The sequence below is a fragment of the Methylomonas sp. 2BW1-5-20 genome, from assembly GCF_052474515.1.
Genome location: NZ_CP184127.1, coordinates 607,040 through 632,523, shown reverse-complemented (window position 1 = coordinate 632,523; position 25,484 = coordinate 607,040). Strand labels below are relative to the sequence as shown.

General features: G+C 50.9%; 25 protein-coding genes and 1 pseudogene. 17 read left to right on the top strand and 9 right to left on the bottom strand.

The genetic code is table 11. The features are described from left to right. Positions 1-42: 42 nt before the first annotated feature. From ACH50O_RS02790 to ACH50O_RS02760, 7 genes are all read right to left on the bottom strand, one after another. Positions 43-885, bottom strand: coding sequence for a sulfite exporter TauE/SafE family protein (locus ACH50O_RS02790; RefSeq protein WP_446810536.1), 843 nt, complete (start codon positions 883-885; stop codon positions 43-45). Beyond that, on the bottom strand, positions 886-3,333 hold the full coding sequence (locus ACH50O_RS02785) for a heavy metal translocating P-type ATPase (protein ID WP_446810535.1): 2,448 nt from the start codon (positions 3,331-3,333) through the stop codon (positions 886-888). It abuts the gene before it with no gap. 69 nt (positions 3,334-3,402) lie between these two features. Beyond that, positions 3,403-4,017 (bottom strand): hypothetical protein, encoded by a 615-nt coding sequence (locus ACH50O_RS02780; protein WP_446810534.1) that lies wholly within the window; start codon positions 4,015-4,017, stop codon positions 3,403-3,405. 89 nt (positions 4,018-4,106) lie between these two features. Further along, entirely contained in the window at positions 4,107-4,358 is a 252-nt protein-coding gene (locus tag ACH50O_RS02775) for a hypothetical protein (RefSeq protein ID WP_225587427.1), read from the bottom strand. Positions 4,359-4,421: 63 nt separating this feature from the next. Continuing rightward, positions 4,422-4,613 carry a heavy metal translocating P-type ATPase metal-binding domain-containing protein gene (locus ACH50O_RS02770; RefSeq protein WP_446810533.1) on the bottom strand — a complete coding sequence of 64 codons (192 nt, stop codon included), beginning with the start codon at positions 4,611-4,613 and terminating at the stop codon, positions 4,422-4,424. A gap of 175 nt (positions 4,614-4,788) precedes the next feature. Beyond that, positions 4,789-4,998 carry a hypothetical protein gene (locus tag ACH50O_RS02765; RefSeq protein WP_446810532.1) on the bottom strand — a complete coding sequence of 70 codons (210 nt, stop codon included), beginning with the start codon at positions 4,996-4,998 and terminating at the stop codon, positions 4,789-4,791. A gap of 276 nt (positions 4,999-5,274) precedes the next feature. After that, positions 5,275-6,495 (bottom strand): aspartate kinase, encoded by a 1,221-nt coding sequence (locus tag ACH50O_RS02760; protein ID WP_446810531.1) that lies wholly within the window; start codon positions 6,493-6,495, stop codon positions 5,275-5,277. A gap of 862 nt (positions 6,496-7,357) precedes the next feature. On the opposite strand from ACH50O_RS02760, the gene ACH50O_RS02755 reads away from it, so the two are divergent. From ACH50O_RS02755 to ACH50O_RS02705, 11 genes and pseudogenes are all read left to right on the top strand, one after another. Next, complete coding sequence (locus ACH50O_RS02755; RefSeq protein WP_446810530.1) at positions 7,358-9,094, top strand: acetolactate synthase 3 large subunit; 1,737 nt, start codon at positions 7,358-7,360, stop codon at positions 9,092-9,094. Continuing rightward, positions 9,094-9,585, top strand: coding sequence for an acetolactate synthase small subunit (gene ilvN, locus ACH50O_RS02750; RefSeq protein WP_033158861.1), 492 nt, complete (start codon positions 9,094-9,096; stop codon positions 9,583-9,585). Before ACH50O_RS02755 ends, ilvN begins: the two co-directional genes overlap by 1 nt. Positions 9,586-9,617: 32 nt before the next feature. Beyond that, positions 9,618-10,634, top strand: coding sequence for a ketol-acid reductoisomerase (gene ilvC, locus ACH50O_RS02745; RefSeq protein ID WP_064010956.1), 1,017 nt, complete (start codon positions 9,618-9,620; stop codon positions 10,632-10,634). 66 nt (positions 10,635-10,700) lie between these two features. Beyond that, the gene (locus ACH50O_RS02740; protein ID WP_446810529.1) at positions 10,701-11,480 is read left to right on the top strand and encodes an outer membrane protein OmpK; all 780 of its coding nucleotides are present in this window, start codon (positions 10,701-10,703) and stop codon (positions 11,478-11,480) included. Between the two features lie 84 nt (positions 11,481-11,564). Next, positions 11,565-12,306 (top strand): annotated as a pseudogene (gene pssA, locus ACH50O_RS02735) (CDP-diacylglycerol--serine O-phosphatidyltransferase). 3 nt (positions 12,307-12,309) lie between these two features. Continuing rightward, a complete protein-coding gene (locus ACH50O_RS02730) occupies positions 12,310-13,143 on the top strand; it encodes a CHAD domain-containing protein (RefSeq protein WP_446810528.1) in 834 nt (277 codons plus the stop codon). A 95-nt stretch (positions 13,144-13,238) separates the two neighbouring features. After that, positions 13,239-14,207, top strand: a complete 969-nt coding sequence (locus ACH50O_RS02725) for a glycosyltransferase family 2 protein (protein WP_446810527.1) — start codon at positions 13,239-13,241, stop codon at positions 14,205-14,207. Between the two features lie 339 nt (positions 14,208-14,546). Beyond that, on the top strand, positions 14,547-16,091 hold the full coding sequence (locus ACH50O_RS02720) for a 2-isopropylmalate synthase (RefSeq protein WP_446810526.1): 1,545 nt from the start codon (positions 14,547-14,549) through the stop codon (positions 16,089-16,091). Between the two features lie 13 nt (positions 16,092-16,104). Next, the gene (locus ACH50O_RS02715; protein ID WP_446810525.1) at positions 16,105-16,893 is read left to right on the top strand and encodes a uracil-DNA glycosylase; all 789 of its coding nucleotides are present in this window, start codon (positions 16,105-16,107) and stop codon (positions 16,891-16,893) included. A gap of 4 nt (positions 16,894-16,897) precedes the next feature. After that, positions 16,898-17,452 (top strand): ribosomal protein S18-alanine N-acetyltransferase, encoded by a 555-nt coding sequence (gene rimI, locus ACH50O_RS02710; RefSeq protein WP_446810524.1) that lies wholly within the window; start codon positions 16,898-16,900, stop codon positions 17,450-17,452. 248 nt (positions 17,453-17,700) lie between these two features. Beyond that, on the top strand, positions 17,701-19,080 hold the full coding sequence (locus ACH50O_RS02705; RefSeq protein WP_446810523.1) for an L-serine ammonia-lyase: 1,380 nt from the start codon (positions 17,701-17,703) through the stop codon (positions 19,078-19,080). A 178-nt stretch (positions 19,081-19,258) separates the two neighbouring features. Here ACH50O_RS02705 and ACH50O_RS02700 read toward each other — a convergent pair whose 3' ends face one another. Continuing rightward, positions 19,259-19,825 carry a hypothetical protein gene (locus ACH50O_RS02700; RefSeq protein WP_446810522.1) on the bottom strand — a complete coding sequence of 189 codons (567 nt, stop codon included), beginning with the start codon at positions 19,823-19,825 and terminating at the stop codon, positions 19,259-19,261. A gap of 365 nt (positions 19,826-20,190) precedes the next feature. Here ACH50O_RS02700 and ACH50O_RS02695 point away from each other — a divergent pair, with 365 nt between their 5' ends. Then, positions 20,191-20,331, top strand: coding sequence for a hypothetical protein (locus ACH50O_RS02695; protein ID WP_446810521.1), 141 nt, complete (start codon positions 20,191-20,193; stop codon positions 20,329-20,331). Positions 20,332-20,509: 178 nt separating this feature from the next. Here ACH50O_RS02695 and ACH50O_RS02690 read toward each other — a convergent pair whose 3' ends face one another. After that, positions 20,510-21,178 carry a Bax inhibitor-1/YccA family protein gene (locus tag ACH50O_RS02690; RefSeq protein ID WP_446810520.1) on the bottom strand — a complete coding sequence of 223 codons (669 nt, stop codon included), beginning with the start codon at positions 21,176-21,178 and terminating at the stop codon, positions 20,510-20,512. Between the two features lie 126 nt (positions 21,179-21,304). Between ACH50O_RS02690 and ACH50O_RS02685 the strand changes: the two genes are divergently transcribed. Genes ACH50O_RS02685 through ACH50O_RS02665 form a run of 5 tightly spaced genes read left to right on the top strand, consistent with a single transcriptional unit; the run spans position 21,305 to position 25,472 of the window. Beyond that, the gene (locus ACH50O_RS02685) at positions 21,305-21,697 is read left to right on the top strand and encodes a group II truncated hemoglobin (RefSeq protein WP_446810519.1); all 393 of its coding nucleotides are present in this window, start codon (positions 21,305-21,307) and stop codon (positions 21,695-21,697) included. A gap of 5 nt (positions 21,698-21,702) precedes the next feature. Continuing rightward, the gene (locus tag ACH50O_RS02680; protein WP_446810518.1) at positions 21,703-23,607 is read left to right on the top strand and encodes a bifunctional diguanylate cyclase/phosphodiesterase; all 1,905 of its coding nucleotides are present in this window, start codon (positions 21,703-21,705) and stop codon (positions 23,605-23,607) included. Beyond that, complete coding sequence (locus ACH50O_RS02675; RefSeq protein WP_446810517.1) at positions 23,594-24,265, top strand: transglutaminase-like cysteine peptidase; 672 nt, start codon at positions 23,594-23,596, stop codon at positions 24,263-24,265. Before ACH50O_RS02680 ends, ACH50O_RS02675 begins: the two co-directional genes overlap by 14 nt. Next, entirely contained in the window at positions 24,262-24,993 is a 732-nt protein-coding gene (locus ACH50O_RS02670) for a M48 family metallopeptidase (protein WP_446810516.1), read from the top strand. Before ACH50O_RS02675 ends, ACH50O_RS02670 begins: the two co-directional genes overlap by 4 nt. Beyond that, entirely contained in the window at positions 24,993-25,472 is a 480-nt protein-coding gene (locus ACH50O_RS02665) for a protein disulfide oxidoreductase (RefSeq protein ID WP_446810515.1), read from the top strand. The genes ACH50O_RS02670 and ACH50O_RS02665 overlap by 1 nt, the downstream gene beginning before the upstream one ends. The last annotated feature ends 12 nt before the right edge of the window (positions 25,473-25,484 follow it).

Sequence of the window (25,484 nt, the reverse complement as noted above, 5' to 3'; positions counted from 1 at the left end):
ACTTTTCCAGCACTAAGTTTCAATTAGTTAAACGCGGCCGTGTCACACGCCATGAATACTGCTCAGCATACTGCCGATATAATTGAGCGCTTCATGCAGAAAAATAATTAAATCATCAAGCTTATCCTGCACGAACACCAGGAAATGGCTGTGATTGAAGTTTTGATCGTGGTAAAAACTCAAACCATTGTTGATAGTGTTGGCACCCATCAATAACATGATGAACGCGGCAGCTTTCAGCATCAAGCCGCGCAACTTCACACTCATTTTGCCGAAGGCGACGCTGATAAACAGCATCATCGGCAATGTACCCGCGCCAAAGGCCAACATCAAGGCCCCTCCCTCAAGCAGGGTACTCGCGGTAGTGGCTTTTACCGCCATCGCAAAAGTCAGCATGCACGGCATCAAACCGTTCAACAAGCCGGCAATCACTGAGCCCAACAACGGCCCTCTCTGGTTAGCCGTTGCGTAACCTTTACGTAACAGTTGCATTGGAATCAAGCGTATCGAGCCTTGCCACGGTATCCAGCCCAATACGCCCAGCGCCAATACAATCACGACCGCGCCCATGAACATTTGCAGGATGCTCTGGATCTTGCCGAACAAGCCGCTAGATACCAGCACCACACCCAATGAAGCGGCTAATACGCCGATCAGGGTGTACACGGAAATTCGAGCGGCCTGGTAGGCAATATACGGTAGATAGCTTCGGCTTTTCCCGACCCGCATGAAATAACCGGATACCAGCGCCCCACACATTCCCAGGCAGTGCCCGCTGCCCAACAATCCGGCCACAAAAGCCAGGGAATAATCAAATCCCGTGGCTGCAGCCATTTCGGTCATGCCATGCATGGCATGATCCATACCTTCCATATTGTGTTCCATTTATTTATTCAATCGGAGTGAATTGACGATGACGGACACCGAACTCAGGGCCATTGCCGCGGAAGCAATCATCGGATTGAGTTTGCCTAACGCCGCTACCGGGATAGCAACCGTGTTGTAGCCGAACGCCCAAAATAGATTTTGTTTAATGACGCGAATGGTAAATGCGCTGAGTTCGATCGTATCGGTGACCTTACCGATATCGCCCTGCACCAAGGTCAGGTCGGAGGATTCGATGGCGATATCGGTGCCGCTGCCGACCGCAAAGCCAACATTGGCAGCCGCCAGCGCCGGCGCGTCGTTAATGCCGTCGCCTATCATGCCGACATTATGCCCCTCATCCTGAAGTTGCCGAATAATTTGTAGCTTTTGCTCGGGTTTGGCGTTAGCGACTACATCGGCTATGCCTACCTTGTCGGCGATGTAATACGCGGTTTTTTCGGTATCGCCGGTCACCATCATGGTCTTGATGCCTAATTGATGCAGGCGCTCGATTGCCGCCGCCGCCTCCGGACGCGGGCTATCGGCAATAGCAAATACAGCAGCCTCCTTGCCGTTGATTGCCATGTACACCGGCGTTTGCCCTTGCGACGCGAAATTGTCGGCCTGTTCGGCCAGCCGGACCACCTCGACTTGCTGATTCTCCAGCCAAGCCCGATTTCCCAGCAGCAATTCGTATCCGTCCACCTCGGCGCGAATACCGTGGCCGGTTTCGCTATAAAAATAGGCACATTCCTGTAACTCGACACCCGCGTCGCGGGCGAATGCCACCACGGCTTTGCCGAGAAAATGTTCGGAATTATTCTCGGCGGATGCCGCCAACATCACTAGTTTATTCTCGGCCAGACGGGATATTTTGTAGACCTTGCTCACCCTGGGCTTACCCTCGGTGATGGTGCCGGTCTTATCGAAGACGATAGCATTCAGTTTACTGGCAATTTCCAGGCTTTCGCCGTTGCGAATGTAGACGCCCTGCTTAGCCGCCTGACCGGTACCGACCATAATTGCCGCCGGTGTTGCTAGTCCCAACGCGCAAGGGCAAGCGATCAATAGCACCGTGATAGCATTACCAAAGGCAAACGCAAACGGCGCACCGGCCAGCAGCCAGCCTGTCAGCGTTGCGGCGGAAATTACCATCACCGCCGGCACGAATACCGCCGAAATTTTATCGACCTGTTTTTGAATCGGCAGCTTGGCTGCCTGGGCTTGATCGACCATATGCACGATGCCCGCCAGCACGGTATCCATGCCGATTGCCGTAGCCTTAATATGCAACACGCCGTTGCCGTTGACACAACCGCCGATCACTTGATGGCCGATGTTCTTCACCACCGGCATACTCTCCCCGGTGATCATCGCCTCATCAACCGTGGAAAGGCCGACAATCACCTCACCGTCGGTCGGAATTTTTTCGCCTGGCCTGACCAGCATCACATCGCCGATTTTGATGTCGTCGATATCGACGACCCGCTCAACGCCGTTAACCAGCAAGGTCGCTGTTTGCGGCTGCAGATCGACCAGTTTGCGGATCGCTTCGCCGGCCTTGCCTCTGGCCCGCTCTTCCAGATAACGCCCCAGCAGTACAAAAGTGATGATGGCCGCCGCCGCTTCGAAATACACATGGCCGCGCCGCCTGAACAAGGATGGAATGCTGTAACCGTAAGCAGAGCCCACGCCCAGCGCGATCAAGCTATCCATATTGGCCGCGCGTTGTTTAGCCAGCCGATACGCCTTGCTGAAAAATTGGCTACCGGTGCCAAAAACGACCTGCGTAGTCAGCGCAAACTGCAACCAACGCATCCAGGTGCGTCCGCCCATCGTCATGGCTATTGTCACCACGGGTGCGGTTAGCAGCCCTGCCCATACAAATCGACGCCGGGCTACGTCAATTCGTTGCAACTCCTTTTCGATGAGCTTCTTCCGCTGCGACAGCGTATCGATGGGCATGGCGCTATACCCCAGTTTTTCGATTTTATCGATCACCTCCGCCTTGCTAAGCTGCCCCTGCACCGTAACCGTTTCAGTCGCAAAATTAACGCCGGCTTTCTTGACCCGCTCGTCGCGGTTCAACACCATTTCGATTAATAAGGCGCAGGATGCACAACTCATGCCTTGCACGGCCAAATCGACTTCTTGCAGCGGCCCGTCGAAGGTTTTTTTCCGGTCTTTTTTTAAGTCGGCCTGCTTCAATGCGATATTTCCCAATACCGCGTCCAGCATAATCAGCAGGTTCTTCGCCGGCAAACGGCCGGAATCGAATTCGATCACTACCGAGCCAATGGCAAACACCGAGCGCACCCTTTTAATTTCCGGGCGTTTTTTTAGCAGGATTTCCAGGATGTAGCCGCGTTCAGGGTCGTTAAGCAACACGGGGGTGATAATCCGAATCCGATTTTTTAGCTGGTGTCGAACGGAAAAATGCACGTAGTTTCGAGTATCGGTTTCCATGGGCGACTGAGGATTTGATGGACAAGAGAGCCAATCCTATGAAAACCATAGGATTGGCGTTGGCAATACCTACTTAGGCCGGCGCGAACGAACTAACAAGAAAAACATATAAAACACCGCCATCCATTCGTAACGATGCACTATCGGTTTGACCAACCACTCTTGCGTGATACGGGTCCAATGGGTTTTGATCAGATACAAAACGAGCACATCATTCAAAAAATCTATCGTGGCTTTTTCAGGGTCTTTAAACAGGGCTTTCGGGCCTTTGGTACTGATCTTGCCGATAATTTTCGCCGCCTGTACCGTTTCTTTGCCGGCTTGGTATTTTTGATTAAACCAACCGCCAATGCGGGTGCTTTTCCAACGTTTTTTGATGCCTAGAACCGACTTTTTCGCCTGCTCGGCTAACGGCTTGCTTTCAAAATGACCGTGCCGTTCCAATTCGGCCAATATTCGAAACAGCTGCGTCGCCAAACTAGTAAAGCCGCAGATGGTTTCGTCGTAGCGGATTGATAATTTGCGCTGCCCGCGATAAAGATGCACGGATTGGACGCCGCTTAACACACTCACTTTGTCGCTTATCAACGCGGCTATGGCCGGTTGACATGCTTGAGCGGGCACTTGAAAACGCACATGACCGTCATGCCGGTAACGTAGTACAAATTCTTTTTGGATTGCCATAGTCTACAGAGAAAAGTAAAACGGGCGGTCCTGCTGCGCAGCGACCACCCGTTTCAAGTTACAACCAAATGCCCAAGTACCAAACGGGACTAATTGCCTTCTTTCGCTTCGGCAACGATGTCTTCGAGATTTTCCTTTTGATGCAACACAAAATCCTTGCCGGCATCGATAGTTTTTGTGGCACTGGAAATAATTTCCTTTCTGTATTTGTAAACAAAATAACCCGCCACCATGCCTGCACCGAACACCAACAGAGGGTGTTTCGCTAATTTAGTCATCAATTTTCCTCCAGTGTTTACAGTTGCAGTAGCTAGTGTACCAGCCACCACCTGCTTAGTCATGGACGAATCGTTTGGTTTGTTTTTTGACTTATGAACATGTGCCATATGCGCTCTTGGTGTTTATTAAGACTTTGTCTGTGCCGAATCGTCGGTATCTTCCGGCAAAACCTGTGCTTCGTGAAGCATTTGATAAATTCCTTTACAACCCTCGCAGCAAAAATGTTTGTCGCCTTGCCGGGTCTTTAAAGAAAAACCTTTTACTTCAACAGCCAAGCCGCAAAGATCGCAACTTTTATTGTTCTCATCGATAGTCACATGAACCCACTTTTATTTGCTAATCGGCAATATCAGCAAGAATTATAACGCCTAATCGAGCCAATCTAAACGCGCAGTCCGGCCGCTATAAACATTTTATACGCCGATCGACTGCCAGCAAAAACGCAGCCGCAACCTAGCTTCAACTCTTAAAATTTTGATGGGCGGTAGCAAATCAATGTTTGCCATGCGCTGCGCGGCTCGATGCCTTCATCAGCGCAATTCTCAATGCCCCAGTCAAACTGGCGCTTAAGCCGAGACGCGTGGCCAAGGCAGGTAATAAGATCATAGAAGCCACCGCCAATCCCGCGCCCAAAACTAAACCTGCGATATTGATTTGCTGAGTAACGATTTCTTGATTTACAGTAATTAATTCTTGAGCCATTAAACTTACCTCGCGCAGAAAAATTTAAAATCCACTAGAGGTAATTGCATAAAAAATGCCAAAATATAATCATTTGATTATATTGAATAAAAGTAAACGCCTTTTAAGAACCCGTCAAAAATGAGGGATATGCCTCTTTATTCTTAAGTTAATTAACATAGTTTTTTTATAAAGGGCACCAAAAAAATTCCCAGTCTTGTATCGGTATACGACACAAAAAACTGGGAATTATTGACCGTCTAGCGCTCGCAACGAGCAAAAATCAGCGTGCGGGCACTACTCCTGATCAAGGCCGAATGCTTTGTGCAGCGCGCGTACCGCCAATTCCAGATATTTTTCATCAACCACAACCGAAATCTTGATCTCGGAGGTGGAAATCATCTGAATGTTAATCCCCTCGTCGGCCAACACTTTAAACATAGTGCTGGCAATGCCGGCATGTGAGCGCATGCCGACACCTACGATAGACACTTTGACGATGCTGTTGTCACCGATAATCGTGGTATTGCCGCCCAAATCGATACGCAACCCTTCCAGGACGTTTTTTGCTCTGGCAAAATCGTTACGATTCACCGTAAACGTAAAATCGGTGGTGCCGTTGGCGGAAATATTCTGCACGATCATATCCACTTCGATATTCTCGGAGGCGATCGGCCCCAATATTTTCGACGCCACGCCTGGCAAGTCGGGCACACCGGTCAAGGTCAGCTTGGCCTCGTCCCGGTTGAAAGCTATGCCCGAAATTAATGCTCTTTCCATTTCTGATTCCTCGTAGGTAATAAGGGTGCCGCTGCCTTCCGTAAACGAAGACAATACGCGTAACTTGACATTGTATTTGCCGGCGAATTCGACTGAGCGGATTTGCAATACTTTCGAACCCAAACTGGCCATTTCCAGCATTTCTTCGAAGGTGATGCGATCCAGACGGCGGGCTTTCGGTACCACGCGCGGATCGGTGGTATAAACGCCGTCAACATCGGTATATATATGGCACTCATCGGCCTTCAGCGCCGCGGCCAAAGCCACACCGGTGGTATCCGATCCCCCACGCCCCAAGGTAGTGATATTTCCGTATTCATCCACCCCCTGAAAACCGGCCACAACGACAACGCGGCCGGCGTCCAAATCGGCACGCATATTCGCTTCGTCGATTTCGCGAATCCGGGCCTTGGTATGGGCGCTGTCGGTCAAAATCCGCACCTGGGCGCCGGTATAGGAACGAGCCTCGCAACCCAGCTGATGCAAGGCCATTGATAGTAGCGCAATGGTGACTTGCTCGCCCGTAGACAGCAAAACATCCAGCTCCCGATCCGTCGGCTGGGGCTGCATGTCTTTAGCCAGCGCCACCAAACGATTGGTTTCGCCGCTCATCGCCGAAACCACCACGACAATCTGATCGCCCGCGTCGCGGGCTTTTTTTACTTTCTCGGCGACCGCCTTGATACGGTCGACCGTACCAACGGAAGTGCCGCCAAACTTATAGACGAACAATGCCATATTATTATTGACCTTTGTGGCTTTGAAACACCCCTTTCTTCCCGGTTTTTTCAGTGAAAGCCCAGGCGGTGGGGAAAACAGTCGCTACGCGACAACTTATTTTATTGGTTGCACCGCTTGGATATGAGATAACACTACCCGACAAACGAAGGCAACCAAGAAACGAAAATGATTTCGGTATTTGGCTTCCGACAGAAATGAAGCCTATCGAGAGACAATACAACCCTTAAACCAGCAAGCTTTCGAGAACGCAAGAACTCCAAACACCTCTGCAAATCCGACGACTCCCAATATTTTACAAAAATATGGGTACCGAATTTTTTTTATTACTGCTCTCCATACCCTCAATGCCGTTATGTTAAGCGCCACTCCCACTGAACGACTGCGAGGACGCAGAAAGTTGGGCAACGCGGGGAACAGTTGCCGAGAGGATTGGGGTGAGGAAAATAATTAGGCAAAAGCGCGATTTGGTTCTCCCGCCTAACATTTTGCTTTATGCCCTTGTGGGTAGAAGGTAGAAGGAATTCTCCAATGTAACTTAACGGCATTGCCGATACCCTTACCCTTTCAAACTTTAGCAAACCTGGGGCTGAGATTATTTCAGCAGCGAGGTATTCTCACTGCGTCCATATTGCTGCAAAGTAACGAACGAGCATGACGATACCAAGTTCAATCTGTTCAACAATCTGTCTGCAAGCAACTAATTTTACGACCATCGATCGGCAACTTGATGCAAGCGCGAATCAAAACCCAAGCAAAACCCTTGGTTTTCCTTGACGAAAACGGCCAAAGACAGTAGCTTATCCAACCTTTTTTGTAAAATCTGCATTTCCCCGATTGATTAGTTTTTGAGGACGTAAAATTGGAACTCAGTGGCGGACATATTCTTGTCCAATGTCTTAAAGATGAAGGTGTCGAATTTGTATTTGGCTATCCGGGTGGCTCTGTCTTGCACATCTATGATGCCATTTTCCATCAAGACGAAGTGAAACATATCCTGGTTAGACACGAGCAAGCGGCAGCCCACGCGGCGGACGCTTACGCACGCGCCACAGGCAAACCCGGCGTGGTGTTGGTGACATCCGGCCCAGGCGCGACCAATGCTGTCACCGGCATTGCTACAGCCTACATGGATTCGATTCCGATGGTGATCATCTCCGGACAGGTCCCCTCGCCGGTGATAGGCAGCGACGCATTCCAGGAAGTCGATACGGTCGGCATCACCCGCCCCTGTGTGAAACACAACTTTTTGGTCAAGGACGTCAATGATCTGGCCGAAACCATGAAAAAAGCATTTTACGTCGCCACCACCGGCCGCCCCGGCCCAGTGCTGGTCGATGTACCTAAGGACATCACCGATCCGAATATTAAAGTACCTTATAAGTACCCCAAAAAGATCAGCATGCGCTCCTACAATCCGGTGGTAACTGGGCACAAGGGCCAGATCAAGCGCGCCGTGGAAATGCTGCTGACCGCGCAACGGCCGATCATTTATTCCGGCGGCGGCGTGATTTTGGGCGAAGGCCATAAGGAACTGACCGAATTGACGCAAATGCTCGGCTATCCGATCACTAATACCTTGATGGGTTTGGGCGGCTATCCGGCGACAGACAAGCAATTCGTCGGCATGTTGGGCATGCACGGTACTTACGAAGCCAATATGGCGATGCATGAAAGCGATGTGATTCTTGCGGTAGGTGCGCGCTTCGACGATCGGGTGACCGGCAAGTTGACCGAGTTCTGCCCTTACGCCAAGATCATCCATATCGATGTCGATCCGGCCTCGATCTCCAAAACCGTTAAAGTCGACGTGCCTATCGTTGGCGAAGTAAAACCGGTGTTGGAACAAATGATAGAGCTGATCAAAGACAGTAAAATCAAGCCGTCCAAAACCTCGCTGGAATCCTGGTGGCAGCTGATTCAAAGTTGGCGCGACGTGCATTGCCTGGAATACGACCGCAACAGCAAAGTGATCAAGCCGCAATATGTGGTGGAACAGCTGTATCAAGTCACCCATGGCGAAGCCTATGTCACATCAGACGTTGGTCAACATCAAATGTATGCGGCCCAGTATTACCACTTCGACAAGCCACGGCGCTGGATTAACTCCGGCGGCTTGGGCACGATGGGCTTTGGCTTGCCTGCGGCGATCGGCGTGAAATTGGCGTTTCCGGAAGCTAATGTCGCCTGTATTACCGGCGAAGCCAGTATCCAGATGTGTATTCAGGAACTGTCCACCGCCTTGCAATACAATGCGCCGGTGAAGATTATCAACTTGAACAACCGCTATATGGGCATGGTGCGGCAATGGCAAGAGTTCTCCTACGAAAGCCGCTACTCGCAATCGTACATGGACACCATCCCCGACTTCGTCAAGCTGGCGGAGGCCTATGGGCACGTCGGCATGCTGATCGAAAAACCGGAAGACGTACGCGGCGCTTTAGAACATGCATTTGCGCTGAAAGACAGAACCGTATTCCTGGATTTCATCACCGACCGTACCGAAAACGTTTACCCCATGATAGAAGCAGGCAAAGGCCATCACGATATGAAATTGCGCGTCGCACCCGGCACCCCGGTAGACAGGGAGTTGTCATAATGAGACACATCATTTCTATCCTGATCGAAAACGAAGCCGGTGCTTTGTCGCGCGTAGCAGGCTTATTCTCGGCGCGTGGCTACAACATCGAATCGTTAACCGTGGCGCCGACAGAAGACCCCAGCCTGTCGCGGATGACCCTGGTTACCAGCGGCAGCGACGAAATAATCGAGCAAATCACCAAGCAATTGAACAAGTTGATAGACGTGGTGAAGTTGATTGATTTGGCGGAGTCGGCGCACATCGAACGCGAACTGATGCTGGTAAAAATCAAAACCAGCCACGACACCCGCGAAGAAGTGAAACGCATGGTCGATATCTTCCGCGGCAAGATTATCGACGTCACCGCCAACAGCTACGTGGTGGAAATGACCGGCCAATCCAGCAAACTAGACGCCTTTATCCACGGCTTTGAGGAAGGCAGCATCATCGAAGTGGTGCGCTCCGGTCCGACCGGCATCTCCCGCGGCGAAAAAGGCTTACACCTATAACATTTATTATTTACCCAGCAACGAGAAAACCTATGCAAGTTTATTACGATAAAGACGCCGACCTTTCTGTCATCAGAAGCAAAAAAGTAGCCATCATCGGCTACGGTTCGCAAGGTCACGCTCACGCCAACAACCTGAAAGATTCCGGCGTTGATGTAGTGGTGGGTTTGCGCGCCAACTCGGCATCCGTCGCTAAAGCTCAAGCCAGCGGCTTGACCGTAAAAGACGTGCCGGAAGCCATCGCCGGCGCCGACGTGGTAATGATTCTGACCCCGGACGAGTTCCAATCCAAACTGTATAAAGAAGAAATCGAACCAAACATTAAACAAGGCGCAGCCCTGGCTTTCGCTCACGGCTTCGCGATTCTGTATAACCAAGTCGTGCCACGCGCCGACCTGGACGTCATCATGATCGCGCCAAAAGCCCCTGGCCACACCGTACGTTCCGAATTCGTGAAAGGCGGCGGCATCCCTGACTTGATCGCGATTCACCAAGATGCGTCCGGCATGGCGAAAGCAATCTGCTTGTCTTATGCATCAGCTATCGGCGGCGGCCGTTCCGGTATCATCGAAACCACTTTCCGCGACGAAACCGAAACCGATTTATTCGGCGAACAAGCGGTGTTGTGCGGCGGTGCGGTGGAACTGGTGAAAGCCGGTTTTGAGACCCTGACCGAAGCGGGTTATCCACCTGAAATGGCTTACTTCGAGTGCTTGCACGAACTGAAATTGATCGTGGACTTGATGTACGAAGGCGGCATCGCCAACATGAACTACTCGATCTCCAACAATGCTGAGTACGGCGAATATGTTACCGGCCCGAAAGTAATCAACGAAGAAAGCCGTTGGGCCATGAAACAAGCCCTGGAAGACATTCAACAAGGCAAATACGCCAAGCAATTTATCCTGGAAGGCCAAACCGGCTATCCTGAGATGACTGCCAGACGCCGCCTGAATGCGGAGCATCCTATCGAAGTCGTTGGCGGCAAATTGCGGGCAATGATGCCGTGGATCAAAGCCAACCAAATCGTCGATAAAAGCAAAAACTAAGCTTTTCGGCTAGGATTAAAGCCCATCTACACGATGGGCTTTTTTTTGCCCGCAGGATTTTGCCAAATGCCTGAGCGCTATTGCTTAAACCGGTTTTATCTCGGTGTCATCACTGCGACCTTGGCACTACCCTGCTCCGCTGAATTCTTGCAGTGGCGTAACAGCGAGATTCAATATCTACATGGTGCCAACTACAACGAGCCGTTCAATCCAAATGACGTCAGCCAATCCATCATCACAATAACCCACGCCCACGGCTGGGCTTATGGCCGCAATTTTTTCTTTATGGACACCCTGTTTACCGAATCGGGCCAGTCGTCACAAACCAATCTTTACGGCGAGGCTTACAGCACCTTCAGTCTGAGCAATATCAGCGGCCTGGACCTGTCATACGGTATATTCAAGGATTTTGGCGTTACTGCCGGTGTCAACCTGGGCGAGAATATGAACAGCCGGCGCAGTGGTTATCGGGCGTGGCTGTACGGCATTACCCTTGATTTCAATCTACCCGGTTTTGACTATTTCAATGTGGACTTTTTGCGCCAACGCGTTACCGAAACAGCGGACATAGGCACATCCTGGCAAATCACGCCGGTGTGGAAACTACCGTTCGAGATCGCCGGCACGAAGTGGAGTTTCGAAGGCTTTGCCGATTTCATCGGCCGCAACCACGGCGCCGCGCGCCAAGCTTTGGCTCAACCGCAGCTAAGGCTCGATATTGGCGATTTATGGGGTAACGGCAAACATCTTTATTTAGGTATCGAGTATCAATACTGGCACAACAAATACGGCATTAAAGGCCTGCACGACAACGTGCCGCAAGCCTTGCTGCTCTGGAAATTCTGACGCCAAACACCCGGCATTTAGTTAAGCAGCTGTCATATTCAGCATGTACAATGCCGCCAACTTTTCAACCTTTGTAGACTCATTATGATCAAGAAGCAGCCGCTTACGCGTCATCGTGGCATTTACTTATTGCCTAATCTGTTCACCACAGGCGCCATGTTTGCCGGGTTTTATGCGATCACGTCAGCAATCAACGGCCGCTTCGAAACGGCGGCTATTTCGATGTTCATCGCTATGGTTCTCGATGGTTTAGATGGCCGGGTAGCGCGTTTGACCAACACCCAAAGCGAATTCGGCGTGCAGTACGACAGTTTGTCGGACATGGTTTCGTTCGGCGCGGCCCCTGCCATCGTCATGTATCTCTGGACCCTGTCCAGTATGGGCCAGGCCGGCTTGTTCGCCGCCTTTGTCCACATGGCCGGCGGCGCCTTGCGCTTGGCACGCTTCAATACACAGGTCGAAGTTGCCGACAAACGTTATTTTCAAGGCCTGCCCAGCCCTGCGGCCGCGGCAATTCTCAGCCGGCGGCTTATGGTTCTGCGTAGAAAACGGCTATGACGTGGAAAACATCAAATATCTGGTATTGCTGACCACCATCAGTACCGGCCTGCTGATGGTCAGCAACTTCCGCTATTCCAGCTTCAAGGAAATCGACTTTAAAAACAAAGTACCGTTCATCGTTGCCATCATCGCGATGTTGGTTGTCAGTTTTATAATGGCGCAACCGCAGCGGATGTTATTTCTACTCTCCGTCGGCTACGCCATCTCCGGCCCCATCGTTACGCTGGTATTGCGTAAACGCAAGTTGCAAAGCCGCAAAAACTGAGACATGAGCGAACTTGGCGGCAAACAATTGATCGATGCGCTGGACGAACATTGGCGCAAATACCGTAAATTGCTGAAAGCATGCCGCCAAAACACCAGCGAAGATAATGTTCATGAATTGCGTGTCAGAACCAGACGCTTAATATCGCTCATCGAACTGCTGAATACGCTAGCCCCGCAAGCGGCGCTCGCCAAAATCCGCAAAGCGCTAAAAAAACAGTTGGATCAATTTGACGAGTTACGCGATACGCAAGTCATGTTGTTTGAAGCCGCCAAAAATATGCCTATTCTGCCGGAATTAGAGCCATTTTTAGCCTTTATGCATGAGCGCGAGCAACAATTGCTCATACACAGCGCATCCAATATCGCGAGCTTCTACCAGCCTAAACTTCGGCGCAAAGTCAAAAAAGCCGGCAAACGCTTCGAACGGCAAATTGCCAATACCGATCTAACTACAGCCCTGCCGGCGGCTATCAATCAGGTTTATGCGCTGGCAATCGCGCGTTATCAAACACTCGATCCGGCCAATTCCGCCAGCATCCATCAACTACGCATCGCCGTAAAAAAATGGCGTTACACATTACTTTCGGTACAAGCGCTAATTTGCTGTTTGCCGGAGACGGGGTTAAAACGGCTGCAGGAATACTTGAGCCAAATGGGCGATATTCAAAACTCCGTGGTGTTATTACAAACCTTAAACGTTTTTTTTGCAGACAAAACGCCCTTTTCCATCGAGCAATATTACCGAAAGCAACAACAAGATCTGATCCAAGCGTTTATGACGCACGCCGTGGAGATATTAGAATTTAGGGGAACCACCGAGCGGCTATCGCAATGAAAATTCGGCAGCGCTTATTTTGGCCACTTCTGGCAATCTACCTATAATTACCGCCGAGCCGACTTTTATTAGCACAAAATAAATATTTTAAGATTATGAGCACTAACCCTTTAATTTCCGTCATCGTCCCCACTCATAATCGTCCTGCTCTGTTAGAAGAAGCTATTGCCAGCATCGCGTCGCAAACGCTTAGCGACTGGGAAGCCATCATCGTCGACGATAATTCGACTCCCGCCGTCGATGAACAACAAATTCAAGAGAAATACGGCTCAAAATTTAGAGTGTTGCGTCACGAACATTCTCTAGGAGGCGCGGCGGCAAAAAATACCGGCCTTAAAGCGGCTGAAGGGGATTATGTCGCATTTTTAGACGATGACGACGTTTACTCCGCGGATTACCTGGAAAATGCCGTGACAACGCTGCAACATAATCCGCAAATAAAAACTCTGTTCATGAGTGTTGAATGGTTCGGGGACAACTCAAAATGGGCCCAACATTATTACACTGATGCGATGGATAAAATTTTGGCCGACGCAGCCGGAGCTCCGCTAGATGAAACCTTACTGCAATTCGAAGGCGACCTGTTGTTCAAGGCCTTACTAAAACGGGTGCCCATGGCTTTCCAACGGCCGGTGTCTACAAAAGCCCATTTTCTGGAAGTTGGTTTATACCAAGACGATTGTTTACTTTGGGATTGCGAATGGGCGTTACGCACAGTACTAAAAGGCACATGCGGTCTCCGCAATCAGGGTTTATACCGGCAACGTAGCGCGGGTCAAGGCTACTCATCGCAACCACGGCGCCGGCTCGATCATTTACTCTCCAATCTGGAAATCAAACGACAGCTGCTTAATCAAAATACCAGACAGGATTTAAGCGATACGATCAAATTAAATTACATCCAAGCAGCGCAAGATTTAAGTTGGGAATATATCAGTCAAAACCAAGGGTATTTAGCCTTTAAAACCATGCTAAACAGCTTTCGTTATGGTATTAATTTTCTGCAAATAAAGTTTCTAGCCCATACGCTGTATACCTGTGCAAAAAACTTCTTTTCCCGATAAATAAAACACACCGAGGCAAAACAAACTTATGTATTTAGCCGATCAGGGCCAAATAGTGAGTAGCCCCGCCGCCGGCACCCCAAAATCGAATAATAGCGTTGGGTAAAACCATCACAAACTTGAGCCGTCGTCGGCAATCAAGTATAGTTTGGGACCATGAACGATCAGACAATCATTTTTCATAAAATCTTAGTTTACATGCCGGCCCCTGGCAGCCTGTTGTTCGACCTGTCTCTAAGACTGCTGCCCTGAGGGGCGCACTCTATCCTCATCTAAGACCATACAACCCTTTACTGTTTTCTCGGCCGAAGCGCCGAACGTTTCATGAACGGAGTTCTCATGAAAGACAAATTAATTATATTCGACACGACTTTGCGCGATGGCGAACAGAGCCCCGGCGCATCGATGACCCGCGACGAAAAAGTCCGGATTGCCCGCGCACTCGAGCGTATGAAAGTCGATGTGATCGAAGCCGGCTTCCCTGCCGCCAGCCAAGGCGATTTCGAAGCGGTGCAAGCTGTCGCCGACGCGATAAAAGATAGTACGGTCTGCGGTTTGGCCCGGGCGCTGGATAAAGACATCGACCGGGCCGGCGACGCCTTGAAAGGTGCGAAAAGCTCACGCATTCACACCTTTATCGCTACTTCGCCCATCCATATGCAAAAAAAGCTGAACATGCAGCCGGATCAGGTAATTGAATACGCAGTGCGCGCAGTGAAGCGTGCCCGCCAATACACCGATAACGTCGAGTTCTCGCCGGAAGACGCCGGCCGATCGGAAGAAGATTTTTTGTGCCGTATCTTGGAAGCCGTTATTGATGCCGGCGCAACCACCTTAAACATTCCGGATACGGTCGGCTACAGCATGCCGCAACAATTCGGCTCGACCATTGCCAATTTGATCAAACGCATCCCCAATTCCGACAAAGCTATATTCTCTGTACATTGCCACAACGATTTGGGCTTGGCGGTTGCCAACTCCTTGTCGGCGGTCATGAATGGCGCCCGCCAGGTGGAATGCACGATCAATGGCTTGGGCGAACGCGCCGGCAACGCTTCGTTGGAAGAAGTGGTAATGGCGGTGCGCACCCGCCAGGACTTCTTCGGTTGCGATACCGGTTTGGATGCCCGCGAAATAGTCACCTGCTCAAAACTTGTGTCGTCTATCACCGGCTTTCCGGTACAGCCTAACAAAGCTATCGTCGGCGCCAACGCCTTCGCCCACGAATCCGGCATCCATCAGGACGGCGTATTAAAAAACCGCGAGACTTACGAAATCATGCGCGCCGAGGACGTGGGCTGGACCACCAACCGCATGGTCTTGGGCAAACATTCCGGACGCAATGCTTTCAAAACCCGCATGGCCGAACTAGGCGTGCAATTCGATAGCGAAGCCGATTTGAACGACGCCTTCTTCCGCTTCAAACAATTGGCCGATAAAAAGCACGAAATCTTCGACGAGGATTTGCAGGCCCTGATTTCCGAGCAAAGCTTCGAAGCCGAGGACGAGCACATCAAGTTGGTCGCCTTGAAAGTCTGTTCCGAAACCGGTGAGGTACCGAATGCCACGGTGACGATACTGGTCGACGGCAAGGAACTCACTGGCAGTGCCACAGGCGGTGGCGCTGTCGATGCCAGCTTGAAGGCAATCGAAAGCCTGGTCAAAACCGGAGCCACCTTGGCTTTGTATTCGGTCAACAACATCACTACCGGCACCGATTCTCAGGGCGAAGTCACTGTCAGGCTGGAGAATGCCGGCCGCATTGTCAACGGTTCCGGCGCAGATACCGACATCGTCATCGCTTCAGCCAAGGCCTACATCAACGCAGTTAACAAACTGCAAACGCCCGACCAGCGTCAGCATCCGCAAAAAGGCGATGTTTGATTCGTGAGCGGTAATGGATAAAGCAACCCGCTTGCAGTATTTGGAGGCGATGGGCATTGACGTCTGGGCAACCCGGCATCGGCTCAGCGCCGTTCAACCTGAAGATCCACTCGAAAACCTAGGGCGGGCTGAACAAGATGAAGTCCATCGAGATCAGCCTTCCAACCGAAGGCCATCAAACCTCGCCGAAACGGTCGATGCCGAGTTTCAGCCGCATTCGCCATCGCATGCATCACACGCTAACGAACAGACCTGGAAAGAGCTGCAGCACGAAGTGGCTTTATGCCGGGCTTGTTCCCTGTGCGAAACCCGCACCCAAACCGTGTTCGGCGTCGGCAATAAACAAGCCAGCTGGATGTTGATCGGCGAAGCGCCCGGTCAAAATGAGGATTTACAAGGCGAGCCTTTCGTCGGCAAGGCCGGACAACTGTTAACAGAAATGCTGCGCGCCATCGGTTTGCAACGCGAGGAAGTCTACATCGCCAATATGCTGAAATGCCGGCCGCCGAACAACCGCGATCCACAGGCCGAAGAAGTCGCCGCTTGTAACAGTTTTCTACAACAGCAAATTGAATTGATACAACCAAAAATTATTTTGGCGGTAGGCCGCATTGCCGCGCAAAACTTGCTCGCCACCCAACAACCTCTGGCAAAATTACGCGGCGTCCGGCACCAGTTACATAACATTCCGTTGATTGTCATTCATCACCCGGCGTATTTATTACGCTCGTTGCTGGAAAAAGCCAAAGCCTGGAGCGACTTGCAGTTTGCACTGTCGGTCTATCAAAAACTAGAAAAATAAAACCATGTGGAAACTATTACATAAATTGAAGGATGCGGTAATTTACGACGCGGACCGCGAGTTTTACGCCAAAATCTTTCCCGATTCTGTCGATAGCAAAGACCTGATGCGCATGCGGAAAATGGACCATGCTGATTTGGCTAGCGTGCTGCAGATTGAAAACCTGAACTATGAATTCCCTTGGTCGGAAGGCATATTTAAAGACTGTTTCCGCACCATGACTTATACCAACTGGGTCTGCGAAGCACCAAACGATACCATTGTGGGCTATTGCATTATCAATGTTGCGGCCGGCGAAGCGCATATCATGAACATCAGCGTCAACCCCCGTTTTCAGCGGCAAGGCGCGGGACGCAAAATGCTGGAACATCTGATCGAATACGCTCGTCCCCGTGCCGAAAAAATCTTCCTGGAAGTGCGCCCCAGCAATCCCGGCGCTATCCGTCTTTACCGCGAAGCCGGCTTTAAGGAGATAGGCATACGCAAAAATTATTATCCGGCCAAAAACGGCAAAGAAGACGCCATCATGTTCGAACTGGATTTGGTACCGATGCTGTAACTCCGGTGCTTGCATGGTATCTAGCTGCGCTTTGCCTGCCGGCCTTCACATTCATGACGGCGGATTTTAAGACTAATTCTTCCCATCCGCCCCACTAAGCAGCAACTTCCCGCATCTTAAGAGATCTGTATAAGCCAAGAACATACGAGACGATTCGGTTCCGCGGCACGATCATTGCTGAGTTTTTTGTGGATATGCAAATCCCGTGTTCACCTTACTTTTTATCCGGCACTCTTTAGGCAAGCATTATGGCTATCAGCGTCTTCGATATTTTTAAAATCGGCATTGGCCCTTCCAGTTCCCACACGGTTGGACCGATGCGGGCGGCGATGACGTTTGCCGGCAGCCTGGAGCAGCAAGGCATTATCGAAAAAGTGCAGCGGCTACGGACAGAGTTATTCGGCTCGCTGGGTGCCACCGGCAAAGGCCACGGCACCGATAAAGCCGTATTGCTGGGCCTGGAGGGCGAAGCCCCTGATTTAATCGACCCGGCGATCATTCCGCAGCGGCTGGCGGCGATCCGCGAGTCAGGGGTTGTTAAGCTGTTGCATCGCTATCCCGTGCCATTCGACGAAAAGACCGATTTGCTGTTTCAGCGCAAGGTTTTGCCCTATCATTCGAACGGCATGCGCTTTACCGTGTTCGATGCCACACGCAATGAACTACTGCAAACCGACTATTACTCGGTGGGTGGCGGCTTCGTCGTTACCGATGCGGCAGCAGCGGCAGATCGCTTGAGCAATGACGATACCTGCCTGCCCTACCCTTTCAAAACGGGTGCAGCGATACTAAAGTTGTGCGCGACGCACCATAAATCGATCAGCGACTTGATGCTGAGCAACGAAAAAGCCTGGCTTAGCGAAGAACAAATCCGCCGCAACCTATTGCACATCTGGCAGGTAATGCAGGCTTGCGTCGAACGCGGCTTACACCAGGAAGGCGTGATGCCGGGCGGCATGAAAGTACGGCGCCGGGCGGCAAATCTATATCGGCAACTTAGCGGCGAAATCCCCCGGCAAACCCCGAATATGCCGGTAGGCACCATGGAATGGGTGAATTTATTCGCACTCGCGGTTAGCGAAGAAAACGCCTCGGGCGGCCGCGTCGTGACAGCGCCGACCAACGGTGCGGCCGGCATTATTCCGGCCGTACTGCATTATTACTGGCGATTTTGCGAAGGCGCGAACGAGGACGGTGTGATTCGCTTTTTACTGACCGCCGCGGCAATCGCCATCCTGTATAAAGAAAACGCCTCGCTGTCCGGTGCCGAAGTCGGCTGCCAAGGGGAAGTCGGCGTCGCCTGCTCAATGGCGGCCGGTGCTCTGGCGGAAGTGTTGGGCGGTACGCCCGAACAGGTCGAGAACGCAGCTGAAATTGGTATGGAGCATAACCTGGGCCTGACTTGCGACCCAGTTGGCGGTTTGGTACAGGTACCGTGTATCGAGCGCAACGCCATGGGCTCGGTGAAAGCCATCAACGCCGCCAGAATCGCGTTGCGCGGCGACGGCAAACATTTCGTATCCTTGGACAAAGTCATTAAGACCATGCGCGAAACCGGTGCCGATATGAAAACCAAATACAAGGAAACCTCGCGCGGCGGCTTGGCGGTAAATTTGATCGAGTGCTGATATGACTATGAAAGGTCGTGTCATGCCAACGCCAAACCCGGACTCATCGTTTGGTTAAAACGGCCATTACCGGCTGGACACACACAAACGTACCCAGCCTATCCTTCGGTCAGCCTGTTTCTGCTACCGGCACGTGCAGCACACATTGCGCCTACCTAAGATTCCACCGGAGTTAAAATTAGCCATGGGTTCGAAATTCGATGGATTTATCACCGTCGTCGTAAATCGCCAAGCCCCGCCCAAGAATGCCGTCACGGCCTGAAGCGGCAAAAGCCATAATCTCAGCCGCTGTATCTTGCGGGATGTTCAATTGCTTAAGGCTATTTTGCAGTATTTCCAACACCACATCGTAATTGTCGTCGATGGGCTGTAATCTGAGCAAATGGGAGTGGCCCGGGCAAAGCAGGGTCAGGTGAGGTTTTTCATCGCTACCGACAATATCGCCGGTTACAAACATTTCCAGAAACGCAAAGTCTCGATTGTTAACCAAACTGGGCTTGGCATTCCCTCTGGCAAAGGCCGCCGCAAAAAAATCGTCAGCCAATTCCGAAAGTTTTTTAGGTTCGACGGGATTCCCAGCGAACATTGCGTTTAAAAGTCGTTTTAAAGGGTTGGTCTGGTCATCGATGGGTCTGGAATAAAAATATCGGTTGATTCGATAATCATCAAGCATGCTGGCGTAGAAAACATCTACAAGCTTAGATACCAGATTCTCGTCTATGGTCGGTGTCAGTTTGTCGTTCATCGTACTATCCCCCGCTTTTTTAGTTAATCGGCTTTGGCGCTTAAACCCAAAGCCGTGTAAGTTCCCCCTTATTCCGTGTCATTTAGACGGAGCGCTAGAGTATAAGTCCGTTCGGACGATAAGCGCATAACCGTTTTTCGGAAATTCGCACCTAAGCGGCGCAGACATACCATTTGAAAAAAATTTTTTAGCAAACAACATTAACGTCGAACGTTAAGCCTTTGAAGATGCGTAACATTGAAAATTCGCGCGACAGCTGTAGTTTAAAAACCACTTGAAATCTTCTTTTAACGTAGGAAAATCGCGAACCAATCGGCATTTTTATGAAGCCGTTCACACTTTATTCGATAAAAAGAGGAGGCACTATGAAAATCGCACTAGTCGCAATGGCGGGGGTCACTATCGGCGCATTGATAGCTATTTCAGCTTTCCAACTGTTGAAAGTCATTTTTCAAGAAATGTGCAAAATGGTAACCGAGGCTTGGTATAGACCAGAGCAATACTAAGAAGCCAAGTTACATAGTTACTTGCTAATTGAACGGCGCACTTGATTAGCTAAAAGTACACCCATATTCAAAAAAACGCCCCGCCGGTTTCCCGGCGGGGCGTTTTTAGTTTAATCGCTTTGCTTGAGCAATCCGCCTTCGACTACCCTTCTTGCGACTAGCCCAATTAACCCAGCTATCAGTCGTTGCCGCCGAATACGCCCAATAGTTGCAACAAGCTGGTGAACAGGTTGTAGATGGAAACATATAAGGACACAGTCGCCAATATATAGTTGGTTTCGCCGCCGTGGATGATTTCACTGGTTTGATACAAAATCATACCGGACATCAACAATACAAACATCGCGGAAACCGCCAACGACAGCGCGGGTACCGAGAACAATATCGCAGCCAAACCGGCAAAGAACGCTACCAGCACACCCACCATCAGGAAGCCGGCCATGAAACTAAAATCCTTACGGGTAGTCAGCGCATAGCCGGACAACCCCAGGAAGATCACACCGGTACCGCCCAGAGCGGTTAAAATCAGTTCATGACCGTTGCTAAACGCATGCACATACATATTTAGAATCGGCCCTAGCGTCATACCCATGAAACCGGTTAAGGCGAATACGAACACCAATCCCAGTGCGCTATTGCTGAAACGCGTGGTTAAAAACAGCAGACCGAAATAGCCGACCATGGTAATAATCAAACCGGGATGGGGTAAATCCAACACCATCGCTACCGCAGCCATGGCCGCACTAAACAGCAAAGTCATCGACAACAATAAATAGGTATTCTTTAAAACCTTATTGGTCGCCAGTATGCCGGCGTCCGAACGAGCAGTTGCAGTATTTAAACGCATGATCAGTTATCCTCTCAAAGTTACAAGTAATGCTGTGACCGCGAAATGCCTCGGGAGTTTCCGGGCATAGTCGGCACCGTCTGCTAGTATACCTAAAGAATTTGCATATACGAGGTTAAATAGGTAATGACCACCACCCCTTACGAGTTGATCGGCGGCGAAACGGCATTGCGCAGCCTGGTCGACAGATTCTATTTTTATATGGATATTCTGCCGGAAGCGCAAGGCATCCGGGCCATGCATGCCCCTAGCCTGGCAACGGCCAAAGACAAATTATTCAAATTCTTCTCGGGCTGGCTGGGCGGCCCCAATCTATTTATCGAAGAGTTCGGCCATCCGATGCTGCGTGCCCGGCATTTTCCGTTTTCGATCGGCGAATCGGAGCGCGACCAATGGATGCTATGCATGAACAAAGCCTTGGAAGAAATCAGCATGGATTCGCGCCTGCGCGAGAACATCCGTAACGCGTTGCAGCATTTGGCGACGCATATGATCAACCAAGAAGCCACGGGAAGTTAAGCCTCATGTCCTTATCCAAACAATTGTTAATCCTGATCTCGGCGCTGTTTTTGATGATTTTCAGCGTCAATTTCGCGTTGAGCGTCAACAACATCAAGGACTATCTGGAAGGCGAATCGAAAAATCACGCCCAAGATACGGCCACGTCGCTAGGTTTGTCGCTCAGCCCTTATATGACGGACAACCGCGATCCGGTGATTAAAACCATGATGAGCGCCATTTTCGACATGGGTTACTACAAGGAAATCCGTCTGGTGGATGCCGATAATCACGAGCTGGCGGCCTTGACCAGCGATAAGAAAGTGGAAGGTGTGCCGGACTGGTTTATCGAATTGTTGCCTATGACCTCCGCCACCGCAGAGAGCGAAATCAGCTCGGGCTGGAATATGAGCGGCGTAATTTATGTCACCGTCAACTCCGGTTACGCCTACCTAAAATTGTACGAGCAGGCGAAAGCCGGGTTTTATTACTCCCTGGCGGCGTTTTTGGTATCGATTGCCTTGCTGGCCTTACTACTGCGCATCACGCTGGCATCGCTAAGCCGAATCGACTTATTGGCGCAACAGATCAGCGAAGGCCGTTTCGAAAGCATAGCCGATCTGCCATGGACCCGCGAAGTGCGCAATGTTGCGGCTTCGATGAACACCATGTCGCATAAAATCAAAACCACGATAGCGGCATTGCACGGTAAATTGGACCAAATGGGTGCCAGTCTGCTGCGCGACGATCTGACCGGACTGTATAAAAAAGCCGTGTTCGAAACCGACATGAAACACTTGGCTTTGGAAGATACAGAGGCATTTATCGTATTGGTTAAAATCGACAGCCTGACCGACTTGGTTAAAGAACGCGACAGCGACGCGATCGATCAATTCTTACAAGCATTCGCTGCCCTTCTGGAAAAAATCGCCAAGCAAGCCGGAGAACACTCCGGCAAAGCTTATCGATTCTACGGTTCCGAATTCGCATTGCTCCTAAAAACCGGTAATGCGGAACAGCTCGAAGAACTGGTCAAAACCCTGAGTAGCGAATTTACCGATCTAGGCGAACGTTATCAAAAAACCGATTTGGCCCACATCGGCGTCGTCGCCTTCAATCCGCTGATCACCACCGATAGCCTGTTGGAGGCCGCACACGAAGCCTACGAACAAGCCCATCTGATCGGCGCCAACAGTTATTTCATCCGCACCGGCGATAATTTTGCCCGCGATATTGCCACATGGAAAGATCTGGTCTTCGACTGCGTCGATCATAACGGCTATTCGGTTTGGTACATCGGGCAGATCGCCGCGTTTAGTAGCGGCGAACTCTTGATGGAAGAAGCCTTTATTCAGGTACACGATAAACAAGGCGGCCTGGTGGCTATCGGCCCCTTCATCTCGATCGCCGAAAAATTCGCCAAAATCGTCGATCTGGATAAGGGCGTAATTCGCGTAGCGCTGGATCATATTCAACGCAATCATATCGAACATGCCATCGCGGTGAACGTGTCGACCCGGACGATCAAAAACAGCGATTTCCGGCTGTGGCTGGAACACCTGATCAAGCGCAATCCGGCGACGGCCAAACAGCTAGTGTTCAGTTTATCGGCTTATGCGGTAATCAAGGATATCGATGCCTACCAAGCGTTTATCGAAACAGTGCACCAATGGGGCGCGCGGGTAATGATAAAACGCTTCGAAACCCAATCAATGTCCGCCGACCTGGTCAAGCGCTTGAAACCGGACTTTATCCGTCTGGCGCGCGACATCGGCAACGGCGTCGACAGTTCCGCGCAAAAATATGCATTCGTGCAAACCATGCAAGAAATCTCCACATTGCTGGACATCAAGATTTTGGCCGAAAACGTGCAGTCCGACCAGGATTATCAAACTTTAAAGACGATAGGAATCGTCGGTGCCAGCCGTTAATAGCCGTATCGTAAAAGCCGCGAAATTCGCTTTCGTTTTAGCCAGCCTGTATTACAGCATTGTTCTGGCGGCCGGCTTATTGATAGATCAGGCATTACTGGACAAAGTGGACAAAAAATACGGTACCGCCGCGAAACAGCGCTTCGTGGACTGGCAAGAATTAATCGACACCGGCAAAGCTTGGCCGGAATCGGAAAAGCTGGAGCGGGTTAACAACTTTTTCAATCGCAATATCGAGTTTGTCGACGATATTATTTTGTGGCAAAAAATCGATTACTGGGCCGCGCCCACCGAATTATTGGCCAAAGGCGCCGGCGATTGCGAAGACTATTCGATAGCCAAATATTTCACGCTGGTGGAGATGGGCGTCGACGAAAACAAACTGCGGATCACCTACGTCAAGGCCCTGGAACTTAATCAGGCACATATGGTGCTGACGTATTTTGATTCGCCGCGCGCCGTGCCTTTGGTGCTGGACAACCTGAAACCCGGTATTATGCCGGCCACTCAACGCAACGACTTACAACCCGTCTACAGCTTCAACGGTACCGGCTTATGGCTTGCCAAAAGCAAGGGTTCCGGACAACATGTCGGCGGGTCGGATCGCTTGAGCATGTGGACCGAGCTTAAATTAAGAATGCTGGAATCGCCTTTTTGAACAGTCAAACCTTGCCTTTGCTTTACGAGCTACGCCGCAGCAGCCGGGCCAAGAACACCCGTATCGTGGTCACCGCCGACAAAATCGAAGTGGTGGCGCCGTTAAAAGTGTCCGAACGCCGTATCCAGGCTTTTGTGCATGCGCAAAAAGACTGGATAGAAGCCGCGCTGAAACGCGTCGCCGGCAGGGTGAATGCCACGCCGCGACTGGCACCGACCGAATATGTCGATGGCTCTCACATCCCTTATCTAGGTCGGCGCTTACCGTTAAAAGTTACCAGCAGTAAAACCAAAACCGTACGCATCGAATTGCTGAACGACGAGTTTTTTTTGGTGAAATTGCCGGCAGGCATCGATAATGACCGGCACTCTATTCTGATCCAACAAGCCTTGATCCGCTGGATGAAAAACCAGGCCAAACAGCATGTGCAGCAATTGGTCGATCTGCATGCGCCACGCTTTGCCCTGTTTCCGCGCAGCATAAGAATCAAAACCCAAAAAAGCCGCTGGGGCAGTTGCGGCCCGCAAAACGACATCAACCTGAATTGGCTGCTGATGTTAACGCCGCCGGCGGCGTTGGAATACGTGGTAGTCCACGAACTCTGTCATATCAAACACAAAAATCACTCGCAGGCTTTTTGGCAACTGGTTGCCGCGCATCTCCCCGACTTTAAGCAACACCGGCTCTGGCTAAAACAACATGGCGCCAGCGTGATGCAAGGCTTGTAATGTTGAAAAAACTGGGATTTTATCTATTTGCGGCGCTATTTATTTTTGCCGGGCAATTTCTGGTAAACCGGGATTTGGTCAGCGGCACGCCGCCCGCCATAGCCCACACCACGCTCACCGGCGAAAACGCGATGCAACGCGTAATCAAAGGCCCGGCCATAGTATATTTCTGGGCTGAATGGTGCGGGATATGCCGGAGCATGCAAGGCAGTATCAGCAGGGTAATGCAGGACTATCCGAGCCTAACGGTAGCAGTCAAATCGGGCGACGATAGCAAGTTGGGCGATTATCTGCGGGCCAAAAAATTGAATTGGCCGGTAGTAAACGACAACGACGGCAGCATCGGTCAACGTTACGGCGTGAAAGGGGTGCCGGCACTATTTATTACCAACGCCGCCGGCAATATTGTGTTTACCACGGTTGGGTTTACGTCGGAGTGGGGATTGCGCTTGCGTTTGTGGCTAGCCGGCCTGAGTTAAGCCGGTCAGTAT

Bases quoted from the DNA above. Each gene is read 5' to 3' on its own strand.
- ACH50O_RS02790 (WP_446810536.1), bottom strand. From the start codon at position 885: ATGGAACACAATATGGAAGGTATGGATCATGCCATGCATGGCATGACC.
- ACH50O_RS02785 (WP_446810535.1), bottom strand. From the start codon at position 3,333: ATGGAAACCGATACTCGAAACTACGTGCATTTTTCCGTTCGACACCAG.
- ACH50O_RS02780 (WP_446810534.1), bottom strand. From the start codon at position 4,017: ATGGCAATCCAAAAAGAATTTGTACTACGTTACCGGCATGACGGTCAT.
- ACH50O_RS02775 (WP_225587427.1), bottom strand. From the start codon at position 4,358: ATGACTAAGCAGGTGGTGGCTGGTACACTAGCTACTGCAACTGTAAAC.
- ACH50O_RS02765 (WP_446810532.1), bottom strand. From the start codon at position 4,998: ATGGCTCAAGAATTAATTACTGTAAATCAAGAAATCGTTACTCAGCAA.
- ACH50O_RS02760 (WP_446810531.1), bottom strand. From the start codon at position 6,495: ATGGCATTGTTCGTCTATAAGTTTGGCGGCACTTCCGTTGGTACGGTC.
- ilvN (WP_033158861.1), top strand. From the start codon at position 9,094: ATGAGACACATCATTTCTATCCTGATCGAAAACGAAGCCGGTGCTTTG.
- ilvC (WP_064010956.1), top strand. From the start codon at position 9,618: ATGCAAGTTTATTACGATAAAGACGCCGACCTTTCTGTCATCAGAAGC.
- ACH50O_RS02740 (WP_446810529.1), top strand. From the start codon at position 10,701: ATGCCTGAGCGCTATTGCTTAAACCGGTTTTATCTCGGTGTCATCACT.
- ACH50O_RS02730 (WP_446810528.1), top strand. From the start codon at position 12,310: ATGAGCGAACTTGGCGGCAAACAATTGATCGATGCGCTGGACGAACAT.
- ACH50O_RS02725 (WP_446810527.1), top strand. From the start codon at position 13,239: ATGAGCACTAACCCTTTAATTTCCGTCATCGTCCCCACTCATAATCGT.
- ACH50O_RS02720 (WP_446810526.1), top strand. From the start codon at position 14,547: ATGAAAGACAAATTAATTATATTCGACACGACTTTGCGCGATGGCGAA.
- ACH50O_RS02715 (WP_446810525.1), top strand. From the start codon at position 16,105: ATGGATAAAGCAACCCGCTTGCAGTATTTGGAGGCGATGGGCATTGAC.
- rimI (WP_446810524.1), top strand. From the start codon at position 16,898: ATGTGGAAACTATTACATAAATTGAAGGATGCGGTAATTTACGACGCG.
- ACH50O_RS02705 (WP_446810523.1), top strand. From the start codon at position 17,701: ATGGCTATCAGCGTCTTCGATATTTTTAAAATCGGCATTGGCCCTTCC.
- ACH50O_RS02700 (WP_446810522.1), bottom strand. From the start codon at position 19,825: ATGAACGACAAACTGACACCGACCATAGACGAGAATCTGGTATCTAAG.
- ACH50O_RS02695 (WP_446810521.1), top strand. From the start codon at position 20,191: ATGAAAATCGCACTAGTCGCAATGGCGGGGGTCACTATCGGCGCATTG.
- ACH50O_RS02690 (WP_446810520.1), bottom strand. From the start codon at position 21,178: ATGCGTTTAAATACTGCAACTGCTCGTTCGGACGCCGGCATACTGGCG.
- ACH50O_RS02685 (WP_446810519.1), top strand. From the start codon at position 21,305: ATGACCACCACCCCTTACGAGTTGATCGGCGGCGAAACGGCATTGCGC.
- ACH50O_RS02680 (WP_446810518.1), top strand. From the start codon at position 21,703: ATGTCCTTATCCAAACAATTGTTAATCCTGATCTCGGCGCTGTTTTTG.
- ACH50O_RS02665 (WP_446810515.1), top strand. From the start codon at position 24,993: ATGTTGAAAAAACTGGGATTTTATCTATTTGCGGCGCTATTTATTTTT.